General features: G+C 69.8%; 21 protein-coding genes and 1 pseudogene. 13 read left to right on the top strand and 9 right to left on the bottom strand.

Annotation, left to right across the window (positions count from 1 at the left end):
* Window positions 1-7: 7 nt before the first annotated feature.
* Genes ACZ7L6_RS42805 through ACZ7L6_RS42790 form a run of 4 tightly spaced genes read right to left on the bottom strand, consistent with a single transcriptional unit; the run spans window position 8 to window position 5,088 of the window.
* Window positions 8-1,792 carry a glycosyl hydrolase family 28 protein gene (locus ACZ7L6_RS42805; protein ID WP_471933853.1) on the bottom strand — a complete coding sequence of 595 codons (1,785 nt, stop codon included), beginning with the start codon at window positions 1,790-1,792 and terminating at the stop codon, window positions 8-10.
* Between the two features lie 43 nt (window positions 1,793-1,835).
* On the bottom strand, window positions 1,836-2,693 hold the full coding sequence (locus tag ACZ7L6_RS42800) for a carbohydrate ABC transporter permease (protein ID WP_471933867.1): 858 nt from the start codon (window positions 2,691-2,693) through the stop codon (window positions 1,836-1,838).
* Window positions 2,694-2,743: 50 nt separating this feature from the next.
* The gene (locus ACZ7L6_RS42795; protein ID WP_471933851.1) at window positions 2,744-3,742 is read right to left on the bottom strand and encodes a carbohydrate ABC transporter permease; all 999 of its coding nucleotides are present in this window, start codon (window positions 3,740-3,742) and stop codon (window positions 2,744-2,746) included.
* Complete coding sequence (locus ACZ7L6_RS42790) at window positions 3,739-5,088, bottom strand: extracellular solute-binding protein (RefSeq protein WP_471933849.1); 1,350 nt, start codon at window positions 5,086-5,088, stop codon at window positions 3,739-3,741. The genes ACZ7L6_RS42795 and ACZ7L6_RS42790 overlap by 4 nt, the downstream gene beginning before the upstream one ends.
* A gap of 663 nt (window positions 5,089-5,751) precedes the next feature.
* Here ACZ7L6_RS42790 and ACZ7L6_RS42785 point away from each other — a divergent pair.
* The 8 genes from ACZ7L6_RS42785 to ACZ7L6_RS42750 all read left to right on the top strand — a co-directional run bounded on the left by ACZ7L6_RS42785 (window position 5,752) and on the right by ACZ7L6_RS42750 (window position 16,171).
* Entirely contained in the window at window positions 5,752-6,765 is a 1,014-nt protein-coding gene (locus ACZ7L6_RS42785) for a hydroxyacid dehydrogenase (protein WP_471933847.1), read from the top strand.
* Between the two features lie 543 nt (window positions 6,766-7,308).
* Window positions 7,309-8,397, top strand: coding sequence for a LacI family DNA-binding transcriptional regulator (locus tag ACZ7L6_RS42780; protein ID WP_471933845.1), 1,089 nt, complete (start codon window positions 7,309-7,311; stop codon window positions 8,395-8,397).
* Window positions 8,398-8,840: 443 nt separating this feature from the next.
* Window positions 8,841-10,184, top strand: a complete 1,344-nt coding sequence (locus ACZ7L6_RS42775) for an ABC transporter substrate-binding protein (RefSeq protein ID WP_471933843.1) — start codon at window positions 8,841-8,843, stop codon at window positions 10,182-10,184.
* A 10-nt stretch (window positions 10,185-10,194) separates the two neighbouring features.
* Complete coding sequence (locus ACZ7L6_RS42770; protein ID WP_471933841.1) at window positions 10,195-11,079, top strand: carbohydrate ABC transporter permease; 885 nt, start codon at window positions 10,195-10,197, stop codon at window positions 11,077-11,079.
* Window positions 11,079-12,017, top strand: a complete 939-nt coding sequence (locus ACZ7L6_RS42765; RefSeq protein ID WP_471933839.1) for a carbohydrate ABC transporter permease — start codon at window positions 11,079-11,081, stop codon at window positions 12,015-12,017. The genes ACZ7L6_RS42770 and ACZ7L6_RS42765 overlap by 1 nt, the downstream gene beginning before the upstream one ends.
* Entirely contained in the window at window positions 12,014-13,603 is a 1,590-nt protein-coding gene (locus ACZ7L6_RS42760) for a glycoside hydrolase family 43 protein (RefSeq protein ID WP_471933837.1), read from the top strand. The genes ACZ7L6_RS42765 and ACZ7L6_RS42760 overlap by 4 nt, the downstream gene beginning before the upstream one ends.
* Before the next feature lie 165 nt (window positions 13,604-13,768).
* Complete coding sequence (locus tag ACZ7L6_RS42755; protein ID WP_471933835.1) at window positions 13,769-14,824, top strand: LacI family DNA-binding transcriptional regulator; 1,056 nt, start codon at window positions 13,769-13,771, stop codon at window positions 14,822-14,824.
* 195 nt (window positions 14,825-15,019) lie between these two features.
* The gene (locus ACZ7L6_RS42750; protein ID WP_471933833.1) at window positions 15,020-16,171 is read left to right on the top strand and encodes a ferritin-like domain-containing protein; all 1,152 of its coding nucleotides are present in this window, start codon (window positions 15,020-15,022) and stop codon (window positions 16,169-16,171) included.
* Between the two features lie 64 nt (window positions 16,172-16,235).
* On the opposite strand, the gene ACZ7L6_RS42745 is transcribed toward ACZ7L6_RS42750, so the two are convergent.
* Window positions 16,236-16,931 carry a 2-phosphosulfolactate phosphatase gene (locus ACZ7L6_RS42745; protein WP_471933831.1) on the bottom strand — a complete coding sequence of 232 codons (696 nt, stop codon included), beginning with the start codon at window positions 16,929-16,931 and terminating at the stop codon, window positions 16,236-16,238.
* A 17-nt stretch (window positions 16,932-16,948) separates the two neighbouring features.
* On the bottom strand, window positions 16,949-17,614 hold the full coding sequence (locus tag ACZ7L6_RS42740) for a ThuA domain-containing protein (RefSeq protein ID WP_471933829.1): 666 nt from the start codon (window positions 17,612-17,614) through the stop codon (window positions 16,949-16,951).
* A gap of 116 nt (window positions 17,615-17,730) precedes the next feature.
* On the opposite strand from ACZ7L6_RS42740, the pseudogene ACZ7L6_RS42735 reads away from it, so the two are divergent.
* The 3 genes and pseudogenes from ACZ7L6_RS42735 to ACZ7L6_RS42725 form a co-directional block, all read left to right on the top strand.
* Window positions 17,731-17,887, top strand: a pseudogene (locus ACZ7L6_RS42735) (DUF5954 family protein); the annotation flags it as partial.
* 83 nt (window positions 17,888-17,970) lie between these two features.
* Complete coding sequence (locus tag ACZ7L6_RS42730) at window positions 17,971-18,603, top strand: VOC family protein (RefSeq protein WP_471933827.1); 633 nt, start codon at window positions 17,971-17,973, stop codon at window positions 18,601-18,603.
* A 69-nt stretch (window positions 18,604-18,672) separates the two neighbouring features.
* The gene (locus ACZ7L6_RS42725) at window positions 18,673-19,080 is read left to right on the top strand and encodes a VOC family protein (protein WP_471933825.1); all 408 of its coding nucleotides are present in this window, start codon (window positions 18,673-18,675) and stop codon (window positions 19,078-19,080) included.
* Here ACZ7L6_RS42725 and ACZ7L6_RS42720 read toward each other — a convergent pair.
* Window positions 19,057-19,740, bottom strand: a complete 684-nt coding sequence (locus ACZ7L6_RS42720) for a helix-turn-helix domain-containing protein (protein WP_471933823.1) — start codon at window positions 19,738-19,740, stop codon at window positions 19,057-19,059. The genes ACZ7L6_RS42725 and ACZ7L6_RS42720 overlap by 24 nt on opposite strands.
* A 90-nt stretch (window positions 19,741-19,830) precedes the next feature.
* Window positions 19,831-20,769 (bottom strand): AraC family transcriptional regulator, encoded by a 939-nt coding sequence (locus tag ACZ7L6_RS42715; protein WP_471933821.1) that lies wholly within the window; start codon window positions 20,767-20,769, stop codon window positions 19,831-19,833.
* Between the two features lie 81 nt (window positions 20,770-20,850).
* On the opposite strand from ACZ7L6_RS42715, the gene ACZ7L6_RS42710 reads away from it, so the two are divergent.
* Complete coding sequence (locus tag ACZ7L6_RS42710) at window positions 20,851-21,690, top strand: NmrA family NAD(P)-binding protein (protein WP_471933819.1); 840 nt, start codon at window positions 20,851-20,853, stop codon at window positions 21,688-21,690.
* Window positions 21,691-21,840: 150 nt separating this feature from the next.
* Here the strand turns inward: ACZ7L6_RS42710 and ACZ7L6_RS42705 are convergent, their stop codons facing one another.
* Entirely contained in the window at window positions 21,841-22,980 is a 1,140-nt protein-coding gene (locus ACZ7L6_RS42705; protein ID WP_471933817.1) for a YihY/virulence factor BrkB family protein, read from the bottom strand.
* 99 nt (window positions 22,981-23,079) lie between these two features.
* On the opposite strand from ACZ7L6_RS42705, the gene ACZ7L6_RS42700 reads away from it, so the two are divergent.
* Window positions 23,080-24,714: an acyl-CoA dehydrogenase family protein gene (locus ACZ7L6_RS42700; RefSeq protein WP_471933815.1), complete on the top strand. Its 1,635-nt coding sequence runs from the start codon at window positions 23,080-23,082 to the stop codon at window positions 24,712-24,714.
* Window positions 24,715-24,737 lie beyond the last annotated feature (23 nt).

The following is a 24,737-nucleotide window of genomic DNA, read 5'->3' as shown; positions in this document are numbered from 1 at the left end:
GGGCGCGTCACGCGTGCTGGACGGTGAGCGTGAGGGACTGGGTGGCGGTGCCCACGCTGTTGGTGGCCGAGACGGTGACCGTGAAGCTGCCGACGTTGTCCTTGGCGGTACCGGAGATCAGACCGGTCGCGGTGTCGATGTCCAGGCCCTTCGGCAGTCCTTCGGCGTCGAACGACGTGGGCAGCTCGGACGCGGTGATGAGGTGGTTGAAGACCTGGTTCTTGGTGGCCGTGGCCTGGTCCGGGCTGGTGATCTCGGGCGCGGACGTGGACGTGGCCTCGGTGGAGTTGAGGAACCGGGTGTTCAGCACATGCTCGTTGGCGTAGCCCGGCATCATGTCGGTGAACTTGTACCAGCCGGGCTTCTTCATCCCGTTGCCGATGAACTTGCCGTTGATGACGAGGTTCTGGAAGGTGACGTTCTTGATCGCGTGGTCGGCGTCGTAGCCGACGAAGACGGACGGGTTGGCGTGCGTGCCGGTGTACGTCAGGTTGCGGATGTACACGCCGTCGATGCCGCGGCCGACCGAGGTGTTGTACGACTTGTTGAACATCACCCGCATGTTGAGCAGCTGGCCCCAGCGGAAGTCCTCCACCCGGATGTCCTGGGCGCGGACGTTGCGCACCAGGTTGCTGTCGCCGGGGTTGAGCGCGATGCAGCCCTGGTAGTCCATCTGCGGTTCGCGGTGGTCGAGGATGTCGATGTTGCTGAAGACGAGGTTCTCGATGGTCTCCGGCTTGTCGGTGTTGCCGTGCGTGCCGACGTTGATGGGGTGGGCGACGTCCGCCCACAGGGTGGAGTTGCGGACGGTGATGTTGCGGCAGTCGCCGTAGTAGTCCCAGCGGTGGGCGTAGATCGCGATGCAGTCGTCGGAGTTGCGCATCCAGACGCCCTCGATGAGGACGTCCTCGCTGGAGAAGACGTCGATGCCGTCGCCCCACTGGCCGTGGCTGTAGGAGTGCAGGTTGCGGATGGTGACCTGCTTCGACTGGCCGACGGTACAGGCGTAGCCGCTGCTCGGGTTGAGCACCATCACGCCGTCGATCTCGATGTTCTTCGAGTACTGCAGCAGGACACCGCTCGGCGAGTTGTACAGCACACCGCGGCCGGTCAGCCGGGCATTCTCGACATTGACGAACTCCACCCGGGAGGTCAGCACTGCGCCGCCCGCCAGGTAGAGCGTCTTGCCGCTGGGCACCTTCACCACGTTGTCGGTGGTCTTGTGCAGGCCGGGCCCGAAGTAGATGACGTCCGGGTCGTCGGGGTCGGGGGCGTTCTCCTCGATCGGGTTGGCGTGCAGCTGCAGGTTGTTGAAGAGCTCGCCGTCGATCTCGACGGAGAGGTTGCGCGGCTCGGTGAGGGTGAAGCTCACCGTGGCGCCGTCCACCGTGAAGTCGATGTCGTACGACAGGGGGCGGATCCGTGCGGAGCCGATGGTGCCCTTGGACGAGGTGACGGCGACCTCGACGGTGCCCTTGAAGTCGAATGTGGCGACGGACGAGTTGAAGACCGGGCCGCTGCCCGTGTTCGCGTCGATCTGCTTCGCCCTGGCCCGGTAGACGGGCACCGTCTGCCAATCGCCGCCCGGCGTCCGGGCTTTGACGGAGAAGCTGGAGTTGGTCGGCACCCCGCTCGGGATGGGGTACACCACCAGCTTGTCGGCCGACGCGGGCGTGTCGTCGGCTCTCGCGGTGCCGGCCGCGGCGCCGATCAGGGAGTACGCGGCGGCGGTGGCGCCCGCGGCCTGGAGGAGAGTGCGCCGGGACAGTCCGGTGCTCTCGGTGTCGTTCATGGTGCGGTCCCTTCGGGAAGGGGGAGATGAGAGATACGGAAGGTCACTTGAGGCCGGAGGTGGACATCCCGGCGACGAAGCCGCGCTGCGCGACGAGGAAGATCAGCAGGACGGGGACGACGTACATCACGGAGGCGGCGGCCTGGAGATGGGGCACGGGTACGCCGCCTTCATTGACGTAGGTGGTCATCACCGCGACGGCGAGCGTGGTGCGGTCGGTGGACAGCAGCAGCTGCGGGGCGATGTAGTCGCCCCAGGTCCAGGTGAAGGCGATGATGAAGCTCGCGGACAGCACGGGCCAGGACTGCGGCAGGAAGATCCGCCAGAAGATCGACGTGTATCCGCAGCCGTCGACGATCGCGGCCTCCTCCAGTTCTCGCGGCATCCCCGCGAAGAACTGCCGGAAGAGGAAGACCAGATACGGCGCCGCGGACAGACCCCACAGCACCCACGGCCAGTACGTGTCGACCATGCCGAGCTTGGCGAAGATCAGGTAGGTCGGCAGCAGGGTGACCATCTGGGGCAGCATCATCGAGCCGAGCAGGACGCCGAACAGCACCTTCTTGCCGGGGGCGTCGAGGCGGGCGAAGCCGAAGCCGACCCAGGCCGAGCTGACGGTGACGAGCGTGGCGTAGAGAAGGGCGATGATCAGGGAGTTGCGGGCGTAGCCGAGGAAGTCGATCTGGGTGAAGGCATCGGCGAAGTTGTGCCACTGGAAGACCTCGGGCAGCCAGTGCACGGGCGAGGCGGCCAGCTCGCCCTGAGTCTTCAGGCCGGAGAGGACCAGCCAGCCGAAGGGGCCGAGAAACAGCCCGGTGACGGAGACCAGGACCGTGTAGAGGACGAGTCGCTTGGCGCGAATCCGCACGCGTACGTCGGCCGCCCGGGACCGGCGAGGCAGACCGGCGGAGGTCGCGGCTGGGGCGGCGGTGGTGGTGGCGGTCGTGGCGGTCACTTCTTCGCCTCCGGGTCGACGTTGTAGAACACCGCGCCGGACGTGAACCTGAAGATGAGTCCGGTGGCGATGAGGATCAGGACGAAGAGCACCCACAGGAGCGCGGAGGCATAGCCGTAGCGGCCGAGCGCGAAGTACTGCGCGAACACGTGCATCATGTAGAGGTAGTTGGACTGCGGGACCGTCGTGATGCCGCTCGTGTCGCCGAGCGGGGCCAGCAGCAGCGGCATGATGGTCTGCACCGAGGCGATCATCCCGGTCACCGTCTGGAAGAGCAGGACGGGTGACAGCAGCGGCACGGTGATGCTGCGGAAGGTGCGCCAGGCGCTCGCCCCGTCGATCCGGGCCGCCTCGTGGAGTTCCCGGGGTACGTCCTGGAGCCCGGCCAGCGAGATGATCATGATGTTTCCGGCGGCCCAGAGGACCGTCATCAGCAGGACGTAGCGGGCGTAGGGGTCGGCGAGCCAAGCCACGGCGTCGATGCCGAAGAAGGTCAGGACGCCGTTGGTGGCACCGGAGTTCTGGTCGAAGAGCAGCTTGAAGGCGAGGCCCGCGCCGACCGGTGGCACCACGGCAGGCAGATAGAGCAGGGTGCGGAACAGGCCACGCGCCTTGAGCGGCCGGTTGACGAGCACGGCGAGACCGAGCCCCGCGATGATCGACAGCGGCACCGAGGTCACCGCGAACAGGCCCGCGCGGCCCAGGGCGTCCCAGGTGACCGGATCGTTCAGCAGCTCGCGGTAGTTGCCGAGCCCTACGTACTTCCAGTTGGGCGAGATGCCGTCGAACGTGGTGAAGCTCAGCCACAGCGCGTACACCATCGGCGTGACGGTCAGCAGCAGGAAGCCGATGATCCACGGCGAGGTGAACATGTAGAACGCCCGGTGCCGGCGGGCGGTCATGGAGATCCGCGGCCGGTCGGTGGCCGGGGCGCGTCGGGCGCTCGCGGCGGCGCCGGGCCGGTCCGCGACGGAGGAGATCTGGTCGACCGTCATCCCACCTGCTCCTTACCGCGCTTCAGCTGTTCGTTGATGGCCGAGTTCAGGCGCCCGGCGAGGGTGTCGACGGAGATCTGGCCGTTCATCGCGGCGGGGGCGATCTGGTTGAAGAGGGCGTCGATCGCGTCCGCCCGGCTGTAGGGGGTGAAGGAGACCACCGAGAAGTGCTTCAGCTCGTTCTCCTGCACCTTCAGCACCCGCTTCTGATAGCTCTCCTGAGCGGGCATCAGCGAACGCAGCGACTTCAGGGTGGGGATGCCCCAGCCCCCGGAGGCGCGCCCCTTGGCCGGCTCCTCGCCGAAGAACCACTCGAAGACCCGCCATGCGGCGTCCTTGTTCTTCGCCCCGCGCGGCATCCACAGGCCGGTGCCGCCCTGGCAGGCGCTGATCCGCTCTCCGCCCGCGAACATCGGGGCGGGCGCCAGCCGGGACACCTGCGCCAGCTTCTTGTCCGGGTAGATCATGCCGCCCAACCAGTAACCGGAGTTCGACATGGCCATCCGCCCGGCCTGGTAGGTGGGACCGTCCCAGCCGTTGGGGTCGGGCTGGATGAGGCTCGGCCCGACCTTGGTCTTGGCGTAGTCCATGTACCAGGTCAGGGTCTTGCGGGCTTCGGGGGTGGTGAAGTCGACCCGGGAGAAGTCGTCGCTGAAGAGGCTGCCGCCGGCGGACGCCGTCATGGTCGCCAGGAGCGTGATCCGGGTCAGCCCGTTGAAACTGCCGCCGAAGACGGTGGTCTGGCCGCTCTTGCGCTGCACGAGACGCTTGGCGTGGTCGAGCCACTCCTCGTACGTGACCGGCTCGGTCTCCGGCGGATAGTCGACACCGCCCTTGTCGAAGGCCACGGTGTTGTACCAGAACATGGAGTCCTGGGAGAAGTCCTTGGCCATGCCGTAGCGCGGGCCCTTGCCCTGGGTGCGGCCGTCGAACCGCCACAGGTCGTTGACGGGGTCCAGGTCGTCGGGTTTGAGGACGCTGCTCCGGGCGAAGTAGGGGTCCAGCTCCTCGGCCACGTCCCGCGCCGCGAAGAACGGCAGGTCCACCGCGCCGACGCCGCGCACCAGGTCGGGCGGGTTGCCGCTGGTGAGCATCGCGATCAGCTTGGTGATGTCGTACTTCACCAGTTTGATCTTGATACCGAGGGCCTTCTTCGCCTGCTGGACCTGCTCCGGGAGGATGTCCCCGGAATTGACCATCACCGTGACGGTCTCGCCCGATCCACTGACCCCGGTCGACACCTGCAGCGCGCAGCCGCTCAACGCCGCCGCACCGGCCACGGCGCCGCCCGCCGAGAGGCCGAGGAATCGACGGCGGCTCAGCGAGGCACCGGCATGTGGGCGCATGCGCGCACCACCTCCTGCTCTGTTCGTTCGACATTTCGGCCGAGGGTCGAGTCGACGACCATGGCCCAACCGCTGGCCCAAGCGCTGGCAACCGGTTGTTGTGCAGTGGGGCAGAGCTTCTTCCTGTCCGGAAACCGCGTCAAGAGCGTTGACGAACTTTCGAAAAGAAATGGGTGGCGTGGACGATGCGCGCGATGGGGGCGGTTGAGGTGGGACCGGATCCGGCGAGGGTGGGGAAACCGCAGGCCATAGGGGCGTTGGCGGGTTGACGGCACTTATCGGAGCCAGGGCGGAGTGTCGGCCCGGAGGGGCTCGAGCGTCGGCCGCCAGGGCCGGCAGAGGGCAGAGTGGCGGCTGGAAACCGGTTGCCCAGCTCATCGGAGGTGTCGATCAAGCCTTCAGCGGCGAGGAAAACGCAGTAACCGATTTCACCACTGAGTGGGTCAAGACCCCGTTGTCAGAGCCCTGCGGCGGGGAGACAGTTGCGACTCGATGCCCTCAGTGCCGCCGTTCGCCTCACATCACAGGCGTGTACGCGGCGGAAACGGCTCTGCAGCAAGTGCCCGTACGCAACCCGCTCAACCGATTGACCGGCCGTTCGCAGCAGATCTACGGTAGAAGGCGCTTTCTGAAAATGTTTCCACCCAGTCCGTCAGGAGAGTCATGCCCAGCCCCCTGCCACCCAGGGCCGTGTTCGCCATGGATCCGGTGCACCTCCCCCTGCTCTTCCCCCCGCCGCTCATGGCCCGGCTGAGGAAGGCCGCCGACCTCGACCCCGCGCTCGTGGTGCGGGACTTCGCCGACCCGGCGTCCGCGGCCGCCCTGTCCCAGGCCGAGGTGCTGATCACCGGCTGGGGCTGCCCCCACCTGGACGCCGACGCCCTCGCCGCGGCACCCGGGCTGCGCGCCGTCCTGCACGCCGCCGGCTCGGTCCGCTCGCTGGTCGGAGAGACCCTGTGGCAGCGGGGCGTCACGGTCTCCAGCGCGGTCACCGGCAACGCGCTGCCGGTCGCGGAGTACACGCTGGCCATGATCCTGCTCACCGGAAAAGACACCTTCACCCACCGGGAACGCTTCCGCGCCACGCACGCCTACCCGACCCACGCCGAGACCGCCGCCACGGGCAACGTCGGCCGCCGGGTCGGTGTCATCGGGGCTTCGCGGGTAGGGAGACGGCTGCTGGAGCTGCTCCGGCCGTTCGACTTCACGGTGCTGCTGCACGACCCGTACGTCAGCCCCGCCGAGGCCGCCGAACTCGGGGCCGAGCTTTTGTCGTTGGAGGATCTGCTGCGGCACAGCGACATCGTCAGCCTGCACGCGCCGGACATCCCCGAGACGTACCGCATGCTCGACGGTGACCGGCTTGCCCTCATCCGGGACGGGGGTGTGCTGATCAACACGTCGCGGGGGGCGTTGGTCGATCCCGAGGCGCTGACTGATGAGCTGGTGTCGGGGCGGCTGCACGCGGTGCTTGACGTGACCGAGCCTGAGCCGCTGCCTGCCGGGTCGCCTCTGTATCACCTGCCCAATGTTTTTCTCACGCCTCATATCGCGGGGTCGCTGGGGAATGAGCTGGAGCGGCTGGGGCGGATTGTGGTGGAGGAGTTGGAGCGGCTGGTCGCGGGGGTGCCGTTGGTGCATGAGGTGCGGCGGGCTGATCTGGCTCGGGTTGCGTGAGCGGGGTGGCTTGTCCGGGTTGCGTGAGCGCTTTGTGGCTGCGAGGGCTTGTAGCTGGGGTGCTGAATGTTTGGCTCGGTCGCCTACGGGGCGCCACATGCCGGTGTCGAGAGGGCGATCGTGCTCGGCGCTTCGCGCCTCCGCGCGTTCGCCCTCTCGACACCGGCGCGCCCCTTCGGCTCCCTCGCGGCCGGTGTCGTCGGACCGGTGCGGGTCGGTGGGCACTTGCCCGGCGTCGGGCGGGCACAGTGCACGTCGTGAGTGCCGCCCCGCAGCGTGCGAGGACGGTGCATGTGGGTGCGCGCCGCCCCGCTCGCGCGGAGACCGTGCACGTGTGTGCGCACGGCCCCGCCTCGCGCGCGGACCGTCCGGATGGGTGGGCACCGTCCTCGTCGCGCGGGCACAGTGGGCCGGAGACAGCATGGGATACGGTTTCCGTATCAGTGGGGGCGTGTTTTCCGGCCGTGTGGCTCGGTACGAGTCCCCCGCCGGATGCTCCCGCTCGTGCGGTGAGGCAGGCGCGACGGTGAAGGAGCCGCAAGGGTGAGTCAGCGCAAGGCGTCCGGCGACGCCGGTCGGGCCACCATCCGGGATGTCGCGGAGCGCGCGGGTGTTTCCGTGGCCAGCGTGTCCCGCGTGCTGTCGGGCAACTACCCGGTGTCGGAGGACCTGCGGCGCAAGGTGATGAAGGTCGTCCGGGACCTGGACTACGTCACCAACGCCCACGCCCGCTCCCTGGCCGGCGGCGGTACACCGACCGTGGCCATCCTCATCAACAACATCACCGGCGCCGCGTTCGCCCACGTGGCGAAGGGCGTCGAGGGCGCCGCCACCCTGCGCGGCTGGCTGTCGCTGGTGGGGACCACCGGTGACGACCCCGAGCGGGAACTCGCCCTGGTCAACCTCATGCGGCAGCAGGGTGTCGCCGCTGTCGTGCTGCTCGGTGGGGCTTACGACTACGACGAGTACCAGCTGCGCATGGCCCGGTTCGCCCGGTCGCTGGACGCGGCGGGATCCCATCTGGTGCTGGTCGGCAGGCCGCCGCTGGAGGGTGATGTACCCGCGACGACGGTCGACTACGACAACGAGGGCGGCGCCTATGCCATGGCCAGCCATCTGCTGTCCGCCGGGCATCGCAGGGTGCTCGTACTGCCGGGGCATGCCGAACTGACCACCGCGCAAGGGCGGTTGGAGGGCGCCCGGCGGGCCTTCGAGGCGTACGGCGTGCCGTTCGAACCCGGCATGGTGCGGCACGGGCCGTACGACTACGAGCACGGGTACGAGGCCGTCGAGGAGAGCCTGCGCGAAGGGCTCGACTTCACGGCCGTGCTCGCCGGGACGGACGTGGTCGCCGCCGGCGCCATGCAGGCGTTGCGCGCTGCGGGTCTTCGGGTGCCGGAGGACGTGTCCATCGTCGGGTACGACGACATCCCGCTCGCCTCCCAGCTCACGCCCCAACTCACCACCGTGCACGTGCCGTACGAGGAGATGGGCCGGGTCGCGCTGCGCGCGGTCGCCGACCGGCGCGAGGGCAACGGGAGTCGCCGCAAGGGCAGCGACGGCGAGCATCTCGTGCTGGGCACCCATGTCGTCGTACGCAACTCCGTTCAGCCTCCCGCCAGGCGGACGTAGCACGCAGAGTGCAGGGCCCGGCCCGCAGAGCGCAGTGCCACGTCTCGTCCGTCTGCGGCAGGATCCCAGCCCCTGTTGCTGCTGTGTTTTCGTAATCGGTTTCCGAGTGATTTACCGGCCCGCCCGCCAGCCCTCAGGGTGTTCCCCCAAGCCTCCCCGGCGTCCGATCGAGCACCCTTGACCTGCGGAAACCTTCCACGGATCGACCGCGGCCCACGCCCGTCCGGCGATAGCCCTCCGGGCAACCCGCCGTAACAAATTTCCGCGCACCTCTTGCTATGAGCCGAGCCGTCGGCCTACCGTCCCTGCAACCGCTTACTACAGCTTCCGCTTGGCCGACCCCCCGCAACGCGAGCCGACGGTTTCCGGCCGCCGTTCCTGGCCAGCACCACCGAGCCGCCGCCGTTCTCATGAACGCTCTCATTCCGAAGGATCACGGTCAGATGAACTTCACCAGCCCCCGGAGAAGGTTCGCCTCCGCCGCCGTCGCGGGAATCGCTCTGACAGGTCTGCTCGCCGCCTGCGGCGGAAACGACTCCCAGGACTCGGGGTCGGGGTCCAAGGGCTCCGGCCCGGTCACCCTCGACTTCTGGGGCTGGGCCAACGGGCAGGAGGCCGTCGTCAAGGCGTTCAACGCCTCGCACAAGGACGTCCAGCTCAAGTACACGAAGGTCACCGACCAGCTGACCATGCAGAAGCAGCTGACCAACGCCGTCAAGGCGGGCAACGCGCCCTGTCTGCTGCAGAACACCGGTGAGTACGTGACCAGTTGGGTCTCGCAGGGTGCGCTCGCCGACATCACGCAGTACGTCGAGGCCGACAAGGACAAGTTCAACGCGGGCTCGTGGGCGACCGGGCAGGTCCAGGGGAAGGTGTACGGCGTGCCGACCGCCTCGGCGCCCGCCTTCACCATCTACCGCACCGACATCTTCAAGAAGTACGGGCTCAAGGCCCCGGCGACCTGGGACGACTTCATCGCCGCCGGCAAGGAACTGAAGAAGCACGACATCAAGATCACCAACTACGCCGGTGAGGACCCGAGCACCCTGGAGGTGCTGGCCATGCAGGCCGGGGCGCACTGGTACAGCATCGACGGCGACTCCTGGAAGGTGAACTTCCAGGACGAGGGCACCCTCAAGGCCGCCAAGGTGATCCAGGAGATCATCGACAATGATCTGAACTCGAAGCTGTCGTTCGCCGATTACGCCGCCGTGCAGCGCAACTACGACAACGGCGGCACCGCGACCCGGCAGATCTCCACCTGGCAGATGTCCGGCATGGTGCAGAACTTCACCAAGTCCTTCGGCGACTGGGCGCTGTCGCCCTGGCCGACCTTCAAGGGCGAGGCGGCCAAGACGCCGGCCGGGACCAACCAGAGCGGCAACCTGACGCTGGTCAGCGAGCAGTGCAAGGACAAGGAGCAGGCCGCTCAGGCGGCGCTGTGGATGTCCACCGACCCGGAGCCGGTCAAGATCATGGCGAGCCCGGAGACCGGCAGCGGTGTGATGCCGGCGCTGGCCGACAGTGACTCGTACGTCTCCGAGGCGATCTCAGAGAAGCTGCTCGGGAAGAACTACGAGCCGGCGAAGAAGATCGTGACGGACAGCCTGGGCACCGTCACCACCGACTGGACCTTCGGGCCGAACTGGACGGCGATGTTCACCGAGATGCAGGACCAGTGGGCCCAGGTCGTCAGCAAGAAGCAGAAGGTCACCGATCTGCTCGCGCACATGCAGGAGTGGACGGTCAAGGACCTGAAGTCCCGCGGTATCAGCGTCAAGGGCTGAGGCACACTCCATGATTCGCTCGCAGCGCTGGAAGGGTGCCGCCTTCACGGTGCCCTTCCAGCTCGGCTTCGTCTTCCTGTATCTGCTCCCGATCGGCTACGCCGTCTACCAGTCGCTGTTTCTGCAGAAGCAGTCCGGGCTGGGGCTGGGTGGCGCGACCACGGAGTTCGTCGGTCTGGAGAACTACCGGAACGGGCTCACCGACTCGGCGTTCATGACCTCCATCCTGCGGGTCGTTCTTTTCGCCTGTGTGCAGATTCCGTTCATGCTGCTCGTCAGCCTGGTCCTGGCGCTGTTCCTGGACGCGGTCAGCGGCAAGGTGGCCGGGCGGTTCCGGATACTGCTGCTGGTGCCGTACATGATTCCCGGCGTGGTCGCGGCCATCGTGTGGATCAACCTGTACAGCCCCGAGGTGGGTCCGCTGACCCCGATCGGTGAGCTGTTCGGGTTCGACTGGAACTTCTTCGCGCCGTCCATGGTGTGGCCCGCCATCGGCAATCTGCTCACCTGGCACGGCATCGGCTACAACATGGTGATCATCTACGCGGCGCTGCAAGGTGTGCCCCGCGAGCTGTTCGAGGCCGCGCGGCTCGACGGTGCTTCCGAGCCGCGGATCGCGCTGAGCATCAAGATTCCGTTCGTGCGTGGGGCGCTCGTCCTGACCGCGCTGCTGTCGATCATCCAGATGCTGCAGATCTTCAATGAGCCCGCGCTGTTCCGGAACGTGACCCCGCAGACCGTCAGCGACAGCTTCACCCCGATCATGATCATCTACAACCAGGCGTTCAACGCCGGCAACTACCACTACGCCGCGGCCCTTTCGGTGCTGCTCGCCCTGATCCTCGGTGTGGCGTCCTTCCTCTTCTACCGGCTGACCTCGAGGGAGGCGGACTGATGGCGCTGACGGAAAACCGTAAGGAGAAGGGTGCGGAGACGGCCGCGGTGCCTCCTCGCGGGCGCACCGTGCGACGGCTCACGAGCCCGGACGCGGCCTCGCGTTCCAGGGGCGGCCAGCGCTTCCTGCTGCTCGGTCTGGTCCTGGCCGGCGTGTACAGCCTCTTCCCCGTGTACTGGCTGATGATCGCGGCGACCAAGGACCGTGTGGGCCTGTACCAGAGCAACGGGCTGTGGTTCTCGGGCTGGCATCTATGGGACAACCTGCAGCAGGTCTTCACCTACGAGGACGGCATCTTCCTGCGCTGGACCGCCAACTCGTTCCTGTACGCCGGTGTCGGCTCCCTCGGCGGCACACTCATCGCGCTCGCCACGGGCTACGGCCTCGCCCGCTTCGACTTCCCCGGGCGGGGCGCGGTGTTCGCGTGCGTGGTCGGCTCCTTCCTGATCCCGATCGCGCTGCTCACCCTGCCGCTGTACCTGCTGTTCTCGGCGATCGGCATGGTCGACACCCCCTGGGCGATGCTGATCCCCTGTCTGATCAACCCGTTCAGCGTCTACCTCGCCAAGGTCTACACCGAGGCCACCGTCCCCTTCGAGCTGCTGGAGGCGGCCCGTCTCGACGGCGCCGGTGAGGTGCGGATCTTCTTCAGCATCGTGCTGCGGATGATGACGACGGGCGGTGCGACCGTGTTCCTGCTGGCCTTCGTCAACACCTGGAACGCGTTCTTCCTCCCCCTCACCGTGCTGCGCGGCGAGGAGAACTGGACCCTCAACCTGGGTCTGTACAACTGGTCCGGCAAGCGCCTGGAATCGGGGATCGACGTCACCAGCCTCGTCCTGACCGGCGCCCTGCTGTCGATCATCCCGATGGCGATCATGATGGTGGCGATGCGGCGCTACTGGCGGACCGGCGTCACGCTGGGGGCCCTCAAGTGACCCGGCTGCACAACCCGGTGATCCGCGGCTTCGCCCCGGATCCCTCCCTGCTCCGCGTCGGCGAGTGGTACTACGTGGCGACCAGCTCCTTCGAGTGGTTCCCGACGATCCCGGTCCACCGCTCCCGCGATCTGGCGCACTGGGAGTACGCGGGCCACGTCCGGGGCGCGGTCCCCGGCGACTCGCTGGCCGGGGTCCCCGACTCGGGCGGCGTCTGGGCGCCGTCGCTGAGCTGGGACGGTGAGCGGTTCTGGGTGGTGTACTCCGTCGTGCGGTCGGTCGGGACGCCGTACTTCGACCTGGACACCTATGTCTGCACGGCCTCCGAGGTGGATGGCAGGTGGAGCACCCCGCGGCGCATCGCCAGTCACGGTTTCGACCCCGCGCTCTTCCACGACGAGGGCCGGCTGTGGCTGCTCAACATGCAGAGCGACCACCGGCCGGGGGGCAGGCGCTTCGCGGGGATCGTCCTCACCGAGCTGGACCGTGAGACGCTCGCCCCGATCGGTGACACGCACTTGTTGCTCCAGCATGAGCGGCTCGTCGAGGGGCCGAAGCTGCTGAAGCGCGACGGTTGGTACCACCTTGTGCTGGCGGAGGGTGGCACGGGGGTGGAGCACGGCGTGCTGGTGGCCCGCAGTCGTGCGATCACCGGGCCGTACGAGCTGGACAGCCGGCCTCTGCTGACGACGCGGGACGACCCGTCGGTGCCGTTGCAGAAGGCCGGTCATGCGGAGCTGGTGCAGACGCCGGACGGCGAGTGGGTCCTCAGCCATCTGACGGCCCGTCCGCTCCGGACGCCGGACGGCCCTCGCTGCCCTCTCGGCCGGGAGACCGCGATCCAGGCGGTGACCTGGGACAAGGCGGGCTGGCCCAGGCTGCGGCACGGGGGCTGGCATCCGCAGGTCGAGGTCGACGTACCGACGCGGCCCGCCGGGCCGGGGCTCGAACACGCCAACGCCGACGGCCCGTTGGGCTGGCCCTGGAGCACCCTGCGCGGATACTCCGACCCGAGCTGGGCCGACACCGCCACCCGCCCCGGCTGGATCCGGCTGCGCGGTCGGCACGGTCCCGAGTCGCGGTGGGCGCACAGTCTGCTCGCCCAGCGGATCACCGAGCACCGCGCGGAGGCCGAGGTCACGGTGGAGGCGCGGCCGCGTACGTTCACGCAGGCCGCGGGGCTGGTGCTCCGGTACAACGCGGAGGCGTACCTGAGCCTCGACCTCACCTGGGCGGAGCCCGAGGGCGAGCAGCAGCGCGGGCAGCAGTGGCGAGGAGGCGGCCGTACGGTGCTCAGCCTCGTGGAGCGGGAGGAGTCCGGCACCCGGCAGGCGGCCGTCGTCGACGTCGATGCGGACGGGCCGCTGACGCTCGGCGTGACGGTCGACGGCGGCGAGGCGCGGTTCTGGTACGTCCTCGGCGGCGCCCGCGTGCCCGTCGGGCCGCCGCTGGACTTCACCAGGCTCTCCGACGACTACGGCTCCAAGTTGCGCTTCACCGGGGCGATGGCCGGCATCCATGCCGTGGACCTGGTCGACTCGGCGTTGACGGCCGACTTCACGGGATTCCGCCTGACCTGCCGGTAGCCCCGGGCCTGTTCGAGGTTTCGAAAGCCAGAGCCCGTGCAGACCTTGCGAACTCCGTCCTCTTCCGGACTCCTTGCGGTGAACCTAGGGTAGGAAGCGCTTACTGCTTCCGCGCTGGTCGAAAACTTTTCATGGCCCTCGGGCGGGCCGGAGAGGTGGTTCCCGATGGTCCGTACGGGCAGTGCGAGCGTGGCGGCCGGACCGACACTGGCGGTCGTGGCCCGCGAGGCCGGGGTGTCCGTGCCGACCGCATCGAAGGTGGTCAACGGCCGGGAGGACGTGGCCCCCGAGACCCGCCGCCGGGTCACCGAGGCGCTGGACCGGCTCGGCTACGTCCGCAGACCCCGCTTCGACGCGGCGAAGACGCCGGGTCTGGTCGACCTCGTGGTGCACTCGCTGGACACCTCCTGGTCGGGCGCGGTGCTGCACGGGGTGGAGGCGGCGGCCCACGACGCGGGACTGGAGGTCGTGGTCTCCGCCGGTCTGACCCGCACCCGGGGCGGCCGGCCGGAGCGGGGGTGGCTGGACAAGCTCACCGCGCGCGGCTCGTCCGGGGTGCTGTTCAACCTGGCCGAACTGACGGCGTCGCAGTACGCGTGGCTGGAGCAGCACCGCATCCCGTTCGTGATGATCGACCCGGTACTGGAGCCTCCGCCGGGTGTGGTGTCGGTGGGCGCGGCGAACTGGCACGGCGGGGTGACGGCGACCGAGCACCTCCTGGCGCTCGGCCACGAACGCATCGCCGTCGTCGCCGGTCACCAGCGCAAGATGTGCAGCAACGCCCGGGTGGCCGGCTACCGCTCCGCGCTCGCCTCGGCCGGGATACGGCACCGCCCCGAGTACGTCCGCCACGCGGGCTTCGACGAGAGTGTCGCCCACCGCCGCATGCTGGACCTCCTCGACCTGCCCGAACCGCCGACGGCCGTCTTCGTCTGCTCGGACCGGATGGCCCTCGGTGTCTACCAGGCGCTGGCGGAGCGGGGGTTGAGCGTGCCGGACGACATGAGCGTCGTGGGCTTCGACGACCTGCCGGAGGCCCGCTGGATCAGCCCGGCCCTCACCACGGTCCGCCAGCCGCTGTCGGAGATGGCGGCGACGGCGCTGCGCCTGCTGGTGCGGATGATGGACGGGGACCGGCCGGAGAGCACGCGGACGGAGTTGTCGACGCGGTTGGTGGAGCGGTCGAGCACGGCCGGTCCGCGTGACCGGTCGTCCTGCTGAGCCGTCCTGCCGACTCCGGGAGTTCGGTCCGCGGCCTCACCTCGCGTTCGACCGAGAGGGTGGTCGATGCGACGTTCGTCCTGTACGCCCTCGTAGTGATCGTTTTGCCTGCTAGCTTCCCGATCTGTCAGGGGGACCCGGGTATCGAGCCGAGGCACCGGGTCTGGGCTGTGAGGTGAGGCGAGGGTGACGGGTATGAGCGAAGAGCCGGACAGGCCGGTGGTGGCTCCGTTCAGGCGCAGGACGTTCCTGGCATCGGCTGCGGTGGCGGCGGGAGCGCCGGCCGCGAGCGCCGGTGACGCGCAGGCTGCCGCGCTGCCGGCGGAAGGGCCGGTTGCCGCGCCCCGAGCCGGGGCCGTGGCGCGTCTGCTGGCCGTTCCCGAGCAGGACCGCGGAGTCCAGTGGATCAGGTCGGCTCTTCAGGTCGCCGTAGGACTCGAACTCGCCACCATCCCGCCGTACTTGTGCGGCTGGTGGTCCGTCAGGGACCGGCGCAGCGAGGTCGCGCGGATGATCCGGCGCATCGTCGGCGACGAGATGTACCACCTGAGCATCGTCTGCAACCTGCTCGTGGCCGTGGGCGGACGGCCGCAGATCAAGGCGGCCGCGCCCGCCTTCCCCGGCCCGCTGCCCGGCGGTGTGCGGGCCGGCGTGACCGTCTATCTGTCGGGCCTCACCAAGCCCTTCGTGCGCGACGTGATGATGGCGATCGAGGCCCCGGAGGAGCCGCTCACCCGGAGCGAGCAGGCCTCCCCCACCGGCGTCGGCGAGTTCTACAACGGCGTGCTGCAGGCGTTCCGGACGGTGGAGCCGGACCTGGTGGTGCGGGGACAGCTGTCCGAGTACGTCGGCGGCGACGACCTGCGGCCGGTCGAGACCCTCGACGACGTCGAGCGCGCCATCGAGATCATCAAGGAACAGGGCGAGGGCACCGACAGCTCCCCGGCCGACCCCTTCGAGGACGACCACCCGGCGCACTACTACGCCTTCGGCGAGATCTACCACGGCCGGGAGCTGCGCGAGACCGACGACGGCTGGCGGTACGTCGGCGCCCCCGTGCCCTTCCCCGACGTGCGCCCGATGGCCCCGGTCCCGGTCGGCGGCTGGCCCAACCCGCCGGTCCACGTCCAGCGGCTCCTGTTCCGCTTCGACGCCAACTACAGCACCGTGCTGGACCGCCTCGACGACGCCTGGGCTGGCGGCGGCCACCGCACCCTGAAGGCGGCTGTCCACGCCATGCACGGCCTGGAACGCCCCGCCGTGGAACTGATGGAGACCAGGATCCCCTACGCCCCGGGCCACACCTACGGCCCGCAGTTCCGCGCCCTGCCCAGGCCGCGCCACTGAACGTGCCCGGGTGACAGGCCGACCCTACGGTGTGAACCCCGGCGCGGGAGGAACGCGCCGGGGTTCACACCGGCCGCGGCACAGTCACCGGACGCAACACCATGCCTGGGTCCTCCCGGGTCGCCGTCATGGCGAACGGAAACCTGTCGGCATCGAGGCAAAGCTGCACGTCTTGCGGATGGATCCCGCGATAGCCACGCCGCACCCCCTCGGCGAGGTCCGCGGCAGCAGCGGAGTTCCTCGCACGGCCGAGGAAAGGTGCGGGCTCCACAGCCGGCGCCGTGACCTTCGCGGCGATGTACTGCGCACACGCCAGGTCCTCTTCGGCCCGCCCGTCCTGCCCGGTGATGACGAACGTCACCTCGTCCGGCTGCCGTTGCCGCAAAAAGCTCGCGGTGGATTCCGCCACGACGAAGCTCGCGCAGAGCAGCACGTGCGCGCCGGCGACCGCGAGCGCCCCCACGGTGCCCGCGGTGGTCTTCTGCACCACCGTGCGGCCTTGTACGTCGAGAGACCTGAGCATGGCCGGGGAGTTCGCGAGATCGAACCCCGGCACGGGCGGGCCGTCCTGGAACGCCAGCCAGCCCGGGTGGCGTGCCTTCAGGTCGATAGCCTCATCCAGCGAGTCGACGAAGACGATCTTCTCCGCCCCGCGGGCGAACGCCCAGGCCGCCACGGTGAAGGCACGCATCACGTCGATCACCACCGCGACGGCAGGGACCTCGGTGAACTCTGCGGTGCCGGCGAAGATCGGGCGCATTTCCCCATCATGCCGTCTCAGTGCGCGGCTGAGCTCAGGCCCGCTTTCGCCGCCCAGGTGATCCCGCCCAGCAGATGCGCCCGGAAGTCCGGGTCGTCGTACGCCTCGGCGGCATGGCCCAGAGCCGTGTAGAAGACGCGTCCCCAGCCCTGCTCGCGGCACCACACCAGCGGATGGTCCTCGCCCATGCCGCCTCCGTCGTACGACGACTCGTCGGCGGAGGCCAACACCCGTACCGCACCGCGCGGGTTGGTTCGGAAGTCGTACCACTCGTCGACGAAGTCCCATACGGCGGGAAGGTGCCGGGTGGCCGGATGGTCATGGTCCTCGACGACCGCCTTGCCGGGCTGGTACTCGGGGTGCCGGTCGAACCACGCGCCCAACAGCTCGCCGTAGTACGGCCAGTCGTACTCGGTGCAGGCCGCCGCGTGCACGCCCACGAAGCCGCCGCCCGACTCGACGTACGCGGCGAACCGCTCGCGCCCGGTGGGGGTGAGCACCTCGCCGCTGGTGGAGAGGAACACCACGGCCGCGTAGCCGTCGAGGGGCTGCTCGAAGGCCGCGGGATCCTCGGTGTGGTCCACCTCGAAGTCGCCGAGCGTGCGGAGGGCTTCGACGCCGGCCGGGATGGATGCGTGCCGGTAGGCGGTGGTGCGGGTGTAGACGAGGAGTCGTGAGGGCATGGGGCCGAGCCTAGGCGAGCCGGGGTCGGGTCCTACGGCTGCCGGTGATCCGAAACTTTCGGACCACCGGGGGGCGGGTGTGCCGCCGGATCACTTCCCTGAAGTTGTCCAACGCAGGGCGGACGTTCCGGATCTGCCGCGTCGAGCGCATGGTCCGTATGGGCCCCGACGGCCCGGAGACCCCGCGCCCCTCGGACGTCGAACGACGAGTACGGCCCCATGCAGATCCATCCGACGCTGCTGGAGGACGGAACCGTCGTCTTCGACGTGTGACCAGGGATGGATGACGGGTCGTCACCCCGCTCCTGGCGCACAGGTGTTCCATAACACGGCCGCTCTGCTTAGCCTCGGCAGCAATGAACGCCATCCCCCCGCTCCTTGACCACCTCGTCCTCGCGACCCCCGACCTGGCCGCCACGGTCGCCGACTTCGCCCGGCGCACCGGCACGATCCCGGCCCCGGGCGGCGTGCACGTCGGGCTCGGCACCCGCAACTACCTCGTGTCGCTGGGCGGTACCAGCTACCTGGAAATCATCGGCCCGGACCCCGAGCAGTCCGCGCCCGGGCAGCCCCGCCCCTTCGACGTCGACGGGCTGACCTCCCCGCGCACGCTCACCTGGGCCATCAGCCCGCCCGACCTGGACGCGGCCATCGCGGCCGCCCGGGCCCAGGGCTACGATCCCGGGCCCGCGCAGGCGATGAGCCGCCGCAGACCCGACGGCACCCTGCTGCAGTGGCGGCTCACGGACGGCGACGACGCCCATCCCTCCGGCCTCGTCCCCTTCCTCATCGACTGGGGAACCTCGCTCCACCCCACCGCCTCGGGCCTGCCCACCACACCCCTGCTGTCCCTCTCGGCGACCGCCCCCGAGCCGGACGAGATCCGGCCCCTGCTTGCGGCCCTCGGCACGGACCTCGACCTCACGACGGGCCCGGTGGGGATGTCCTTCACCGTGGACACGCTGCGTGGCCCGGTGACCTTCCACTAGCCCTCCGATCCCTTCCGGGTGTCCGATTCCTTCAAGACCGGCCGTTCTCCCGCTGCCTACGGTGGCCGCATGACTCCACGATTCGATGCCATCGGCCTCGTCGTCTCCGACATGGCCGCCGCCGTCACCTTCTACCGCCGCCTCGGCTTCGCCTTCCCCGAGGGCGCCGAGAACGAGCCGCACACCGAGGCTCAACTACCGGGCGGACTACGGCTGATGCTCGACACCGAGGAGACCGTGCGGTCCTTCCTCCCCGAGTGGCAGCCACCCACGGGCGGCGGCCGCCACTCGCTGGCGCTGCGCTGCGCGGACCCGGCGGAGGTCGACGCGGTGTACGAGGAGCTGGTGAGCGCCGGCTGCCACGGCGAACTCAAACCGTGGGACGCCTTCTGGGGCCAGCGGTACGCCACCGTGCACGACCCGGACGGAAACGGCGTCGACCTGTTCGCGCCGCTAGCCGCCCCGCCGGCCGAGTAGCTCGCGGAGCGGCATGCCCGCCAACTCCTTGACGTCCCGGGCGAGATGAGCCTGGTCGGCGAACCCGGTGCGGGCCGCCGTCTCGGCGAAGGGAACGCCGCCCCGCGCCAGGGCGAGCGCGCGTTGCAGGCGCAGGATCCGGGCCAGCGTCTTGGGGCCGTAGCCAAAGGCGGCGAGCGACCTGCGGTGCAGCTGGCGTGCGCCGAGCCCGAGCTCATCGGCGGTGGCGGCGACCGGACGGCCGGCGTGGAGGGCGTCGACCAGCCTGATCAGCAGGGGTTCCGGCGGGGCCGCGCGTTCCAGTACGACCTCTTCGAGCGCCGTCGCCGGGTCGGCGGCCGTTGCGACGCGTCCTTGCAGCCGCCGCGCCTCCGCAGCGGGCCACAGCTCGGCCAACTCCACCCGCCGGTCGCGCAGTTCGTACGCCGGCACCCCGAGGAACGCGGGCGCGGCCCCCGGATGAAAACGCAGCCCCACCCAGACCCCCGGCTCGCCCCCGATGACGTACGCACGCGTGTCGGGCCCGGCGACCAGCAGCCGCCCGTCGTTCCAGAGCAGATCCATGCACCCGTCGGGCAGGACGCGACCCTCACCAGGTCCACCAGGCGTGTTCATCCACACCACGGCACCGGTCAGCCGGGACGCCCGTTCCGCGTACATATGGGCCAGGCTACGCTGCAACCCCTAGGGGCGCGGGGAACTGCGCGAACAACCACCACCGCACCCGCAGCCCGCAAAGCACGTGTACTCCTACGGCGAAACCCGCTCCCGATGCTCCTGCGGACTCACCCCATAAACCCGCTTGAACGCACTGGACAACGCAAACGCACTCCCATAACCAACCCTCCGCGCAATCGCATCCAACGTGTCGTCGGTATCCCGCAACGCATCCGCAGCAAGCGCCAACCGCCACCCCGTGAGATACGTCATCGGCGGCTCCCCCACCAGCTCGGTGAAGCGCCGGCCCAGCGCGGCCCGCGACACTCCCGCCTTGGCCGCCAGTGAGGCGACCGTCCAGGGATGGGCCGGGTCGTCCTGGACGAGACGCAGCACGCGCCCGACGACCGGGTCCGCCAGCGCCCGGTACCAGGCGGGAGCCTCCGCCTCCGGACGGGAGAACCAGGCCCTGAGCGCGGCGATGACCAGCAGGTCGAGCAGGCGGTCGAGGACGACCTCCTGTCCGGGTTCGTCGCGGACGATCTCCTCCATGAGGTACGGCGTGAGCGGGCAGTCCCACACGTCGGCGGTGAGCGACAGCAACGGCGGCAGCGCGTTCAGCAGCCGCCCGCTGATCTCGCCCTCCCACAGATACGTACCGATCAGCATCACGGCCGAGCCGTCCAGCCGGTCGCCCCAGGTCCGCACGCCCAGGTCCATCGAGCCGTTGAGGGAGCGCCCGTCGGGGTAGCGGCACTCGGCGCCCGGCAGGACGAGGGCCTGGGGCGGGGTCGCCGGGTCGTCCGCGCAGAGGTACGGGTCCGGGCCGCGCGCGATGGCGAGGTCACCGGCCCGCAGCCGCACCCGCTCCCCCGTGTCCGGGGCGATCCAGGCGTCGCCGCGGACCATGACCATGATGGTGAGCGGGGCACGGTCCTCGATGCGTACGCACCACGGCGGTTCGAAACACGCGCGGATCATGAAGGCGCCACGCGCGCGTGGCCCCTCCAGCAGGCCGGTAAGGGCATCCATGGGCGTCAGCGTAGACGTCCGCGCATGGGAATGAGCCGTTCAGCGATGGGCTGCCGGAGCGCGCGACCGTTGACTGGAGGCATGACGCAGAACACGACACAGACGCAGATGACCGTGGTGGTGACGGGGGCCTCGGGGCGTACCGGGAGCCGGGTGGCGCAGGCGGCGCGCGCCGCGGGGCTCACGGTACGGGCCGCCTCCCGGGCGCAGGATTTCGACTGGGAGGACCCGACGACCTGGGCGCCGGCCCTGCGGGGCGCGGACGCGGCGTACCTGATGTACCCCTCCGAGGTCGGCTCCCCGGCGGCGGCCAAGGCCGTCGGCGCGCTCGCCCGGGAGGCGGTGGGACTCGGGGTACGGCGGCTGGTGCTGCTGTCGGCGCGCGGCGAGGACCAGGCGTTGCCGACCGAGGAGGCGCTGAAGGCGTCCGGCGCGCAGTGGACGGTCGTACGGGGCACGTGGTTCGCGCAGAACTTCAGCGAGGGGCCGCTGGTGGAGGGCATGGCCAACGGCGAGCTGGTCTTCCCGGCGGGCGAGGTGAAGGAGCCGTTCGTCGACGTCCGGGACATCGCGGACGTGGTGGTGGCCGTGCTGACGTCCGGGGACAGGTACGTGGGGCGGACGCTGGAGCTGACCGGGCCGCGGCTGCTGTCCTGGCGGGAGGCGGTCGCGGAGATCTCCGAGGCGGCGGGGCGCACGATCGCGTACACGCCGGTTCCGACGCGGGCCTACGGTGAAGCGCTGGCCGGCTTCGGCCTCCCGCCCGAGGAGGTCGAGCTGCTGATCGAGGTCTTCGAGACCCTGATGGACGGCCGCAACGCCCATGTCACGGATGACGTCCGCGAGGTGCTCGGCCGCGAGCCGCGGGACTTCGCCGACTTCGCGCGGGAGGCCGCGGCGGCAGGGACTTGGAAGGCTTGAGCGGTCGGTTGCTGTTCGGTCGATAGCCGGCACAGCCTGCGGGCAGTCGTGCCGCTGGGGCGGCACGGGTGGGCGCAGGCTGCACCCCGTAGCGCCGGGCTGCGCGACCCCCCGGCCTCAAGCCCTACGCACGTGCCGTGAACGCCGGTATCACGAGCCCTCCGGCTTGTGCGGAGGGTGGTGCGTGCTCTTCACGTGGGTGCGCAGGCGCGACGACACGTCCTCCGGTGGCAGGAACCGTGTCCAGCGCTCGGGGAACTCCGACGGCATGTCCGGGTCGTCGGGATCGTGCTCGTGGGCGGCGGCCGTGCGGGCCACGTACTCGGCGACCTGGGCCTCGCGCAGCCGTTCGTTCGCGGCGCGGGCCGCGGCCGTGGCGGCGGCCGGCCAGACGCGGTCGATCGCTGCGTTGACGGCGGCCCCGACGAGCACGGCGAACGCGGACACGCCGATCCACAGCAGCACGGCGACGGCGGCGGCGAGGGAGCCGTAGATCGTCGCGCCCTCGATCGTGTTGGTGAGGTAGATGCGGAGCAGGAAGCTGCCCAGCACCCACATGCCGAGGGCGACCAGCGCGCCGGGCACGTCCTCGATCCACGGGGAGCGGACCGGCACGGACACGTGGTACAGCGTCGTCAGGAAGGCGATCGACAGGACGATCACGACCGGCCAGTACAGGACCTGCACCACGGTCTCCGACCAGGGCACGATCCGCACCACCGCGTCCGGCCCGGCCACCATCAGCGGCAGCGCCACCGAGCCGATCAGCAGGGCCGCGAGGAACAGCAGGAAGGCGACGATCCGGGTCTTGACGATGCCCCGGACGCCGTCGAGGCCGTACATCACGGTGATGGTGTCGATGAAGACGTTCACCGCGCGCGACCCCGACCACAGGGCGAACAGGAAGCCGACGGAGATGACGTCGGGGCGGCCGCCCTTCATCACGTCGTCCAGGATCGGCTGGGCGATCTGGCGCACGCCCTTGTCGGACAGGACGGTGCGGGAGGCCTCCAGCAGGTTGGACTCCAGGCTGGAGATCGTGTCGGTGCCGGTCCAGTCGTCCACGTAGCCGAGGAGGCCGATCATGCTGAGCAGCAGGGGCGGCACGGACAGCAGCGTGAAGAACGCGGCCTCGGCCGCGAGACCCAGGATGCGGTACTCGATGCAGGAGTTGACGGTGTCCTTGAGCAACAGCCAGGCGGTCCTGCGCTTCGACACGTTCCGGTAGAGGACACGTGCCCGGTGGAGGCGGCCGGAGGTCGGCTGGGGGGATTCACTTGCTGGCTGCACGACCTAAAGGTATCCGTCGGGCCAAGTCGGACTCACCCCATGGGGCGCAGGGGGCGGTCCTGTGGTGGCCCGCGGCGCCGCGCGGGTAGGTTCGCAGGCATGGCAGGCAGCACCCACAGCGTGACCAACCAGCCCCCGCCCCTCGTCGGATACGACGTCTTCACCGCCGACCGTGCCCTGCTGGCGGCGGTGGAACGGCATGTCGCCCCCGAGCTGCTGGACGAGGTCCACGGCGAGCTGGCGGCGCTCGGGCGGACCTGCGGCTCGGCTCAGGTGCAGGAGTGGGGGGCGCTGGCCAACGAGAACCCGCCGCGGCTGCGCACCCACGACCGCTACGGCCGTCGTATCGACGAGGTCGAGTTCCATCCGTCCTGGCACCGGCTGCTCGGCAAGGGCGTCGCGGCGGGGATGACCGCGGCCTGGACCCGGCCGGGCGGGCATGTGCGGCGGGCGGCCGCCTTCCTGCTGTGGACGCAGGTCGAGGCGGGCAACGGCTGCCCGCTGTCCATGACCCACGCGGCCGTCCCCGCCCTGCGCACGGACCCCGCTCTGGCCGCCGAGTGGGAGCCGCGGCTGACGTCCATGATCTACGACCGCGAGCTGCGGCCGGCCGGGCAGAAGGCCGGGGCGCTGTTCGGGATGGGCATGACGGAGAAGCAGGGCGGCAGCGACGTCCGCGCGAACACGACGGCCGCCGCTCCGCTCGCGGAGGAGGGAACGTACGCGCTGACCGGGCACAAGTGGTTCTGCTCGGCGCCGATGTCCGACGGCTTCCTGGTGCTGGCGCAGGCCCCGGACGGGCTGACCTGCTTCCTGGTGCCGCGGGTGCTGGAGGACGGCAGCCGCAACGTGTTCCTGATCCAGCGCCTCAAGGACAAGCTGGGCAACCGCTCGAACGCGTCCTGCGAGGTCGAGTTCGACGGGACGTGGGCACGCCGGGTCGGCGAGGAGGGGCGCGGGGTACGCACCATCATCGAGATGGTGGCGGCGACCCGGCTCGACTGCGTCCTGGGGTCGGCGGGACTGATGCGGCAGGCCGTGGCCCAGGCGATCCACCACTGCACATACCGCGAGGCGTTCGGCGGCAAGCTCCTCGACAAGCCGCTCATGCGCAACGTCCTGGCCGACCTGGCCGTCGAGTCCGAGGCGGCGACCACCCTCGCGCTGCGCCTCGCGGCCGCCTACGACGACGGCGGCGAGCAGGAGCGGGCACTGCTGCGGATCGCGGTGCCGGCCGCCAAGTACTGGGTGACCAAGCGGTGCACACCGGTGACGGTCGAGGCGTCCGAGTGCCTCGGCGGCAACGGCTACGTCGAGGAGTCCGGCATGCCCCGCCTGGTCCGCGAGTCCCCCCTGAACTCCATCTGGGAGGGCGCGGGCAACGTCCAGGCCCTGGACGTACTGCGAGCGCTGCAACGAGAGCCGACGGCACTCAATGCCTACCTCCAGGAGGTCGGCAAGGCCCGCGGCGCCGACCACCGCCTGGACACGGCGATCAAGTCCCTACTGACCGAACTGGCCGACCTGGAGGGCATCGAGGCCCGGGCCCGGAGGCTCACCGAGCGGCTGGCACTGGTACTCCAGGGCTCGCTCCTGGTCCGCTTCGCCCCACCAGAGGTGGCCGACGCATTCTGCGCGTCCCGCCTGGGCAACGACGGTGGCATGGCCTTCGGCACACTGCCGTCGACCCTGGACCTGAGGACGGTGGTGGATCGGTCAAGGCCGCAGGCCTGACCGAGGGGCGCGGGGAACTGCGC

The organism is Streptomyces sp. NPDC107522 (assembly GCF_055657525.1).
This window is presented reverse-complemented; position numbering and strand designations above follow the sequence as displayed.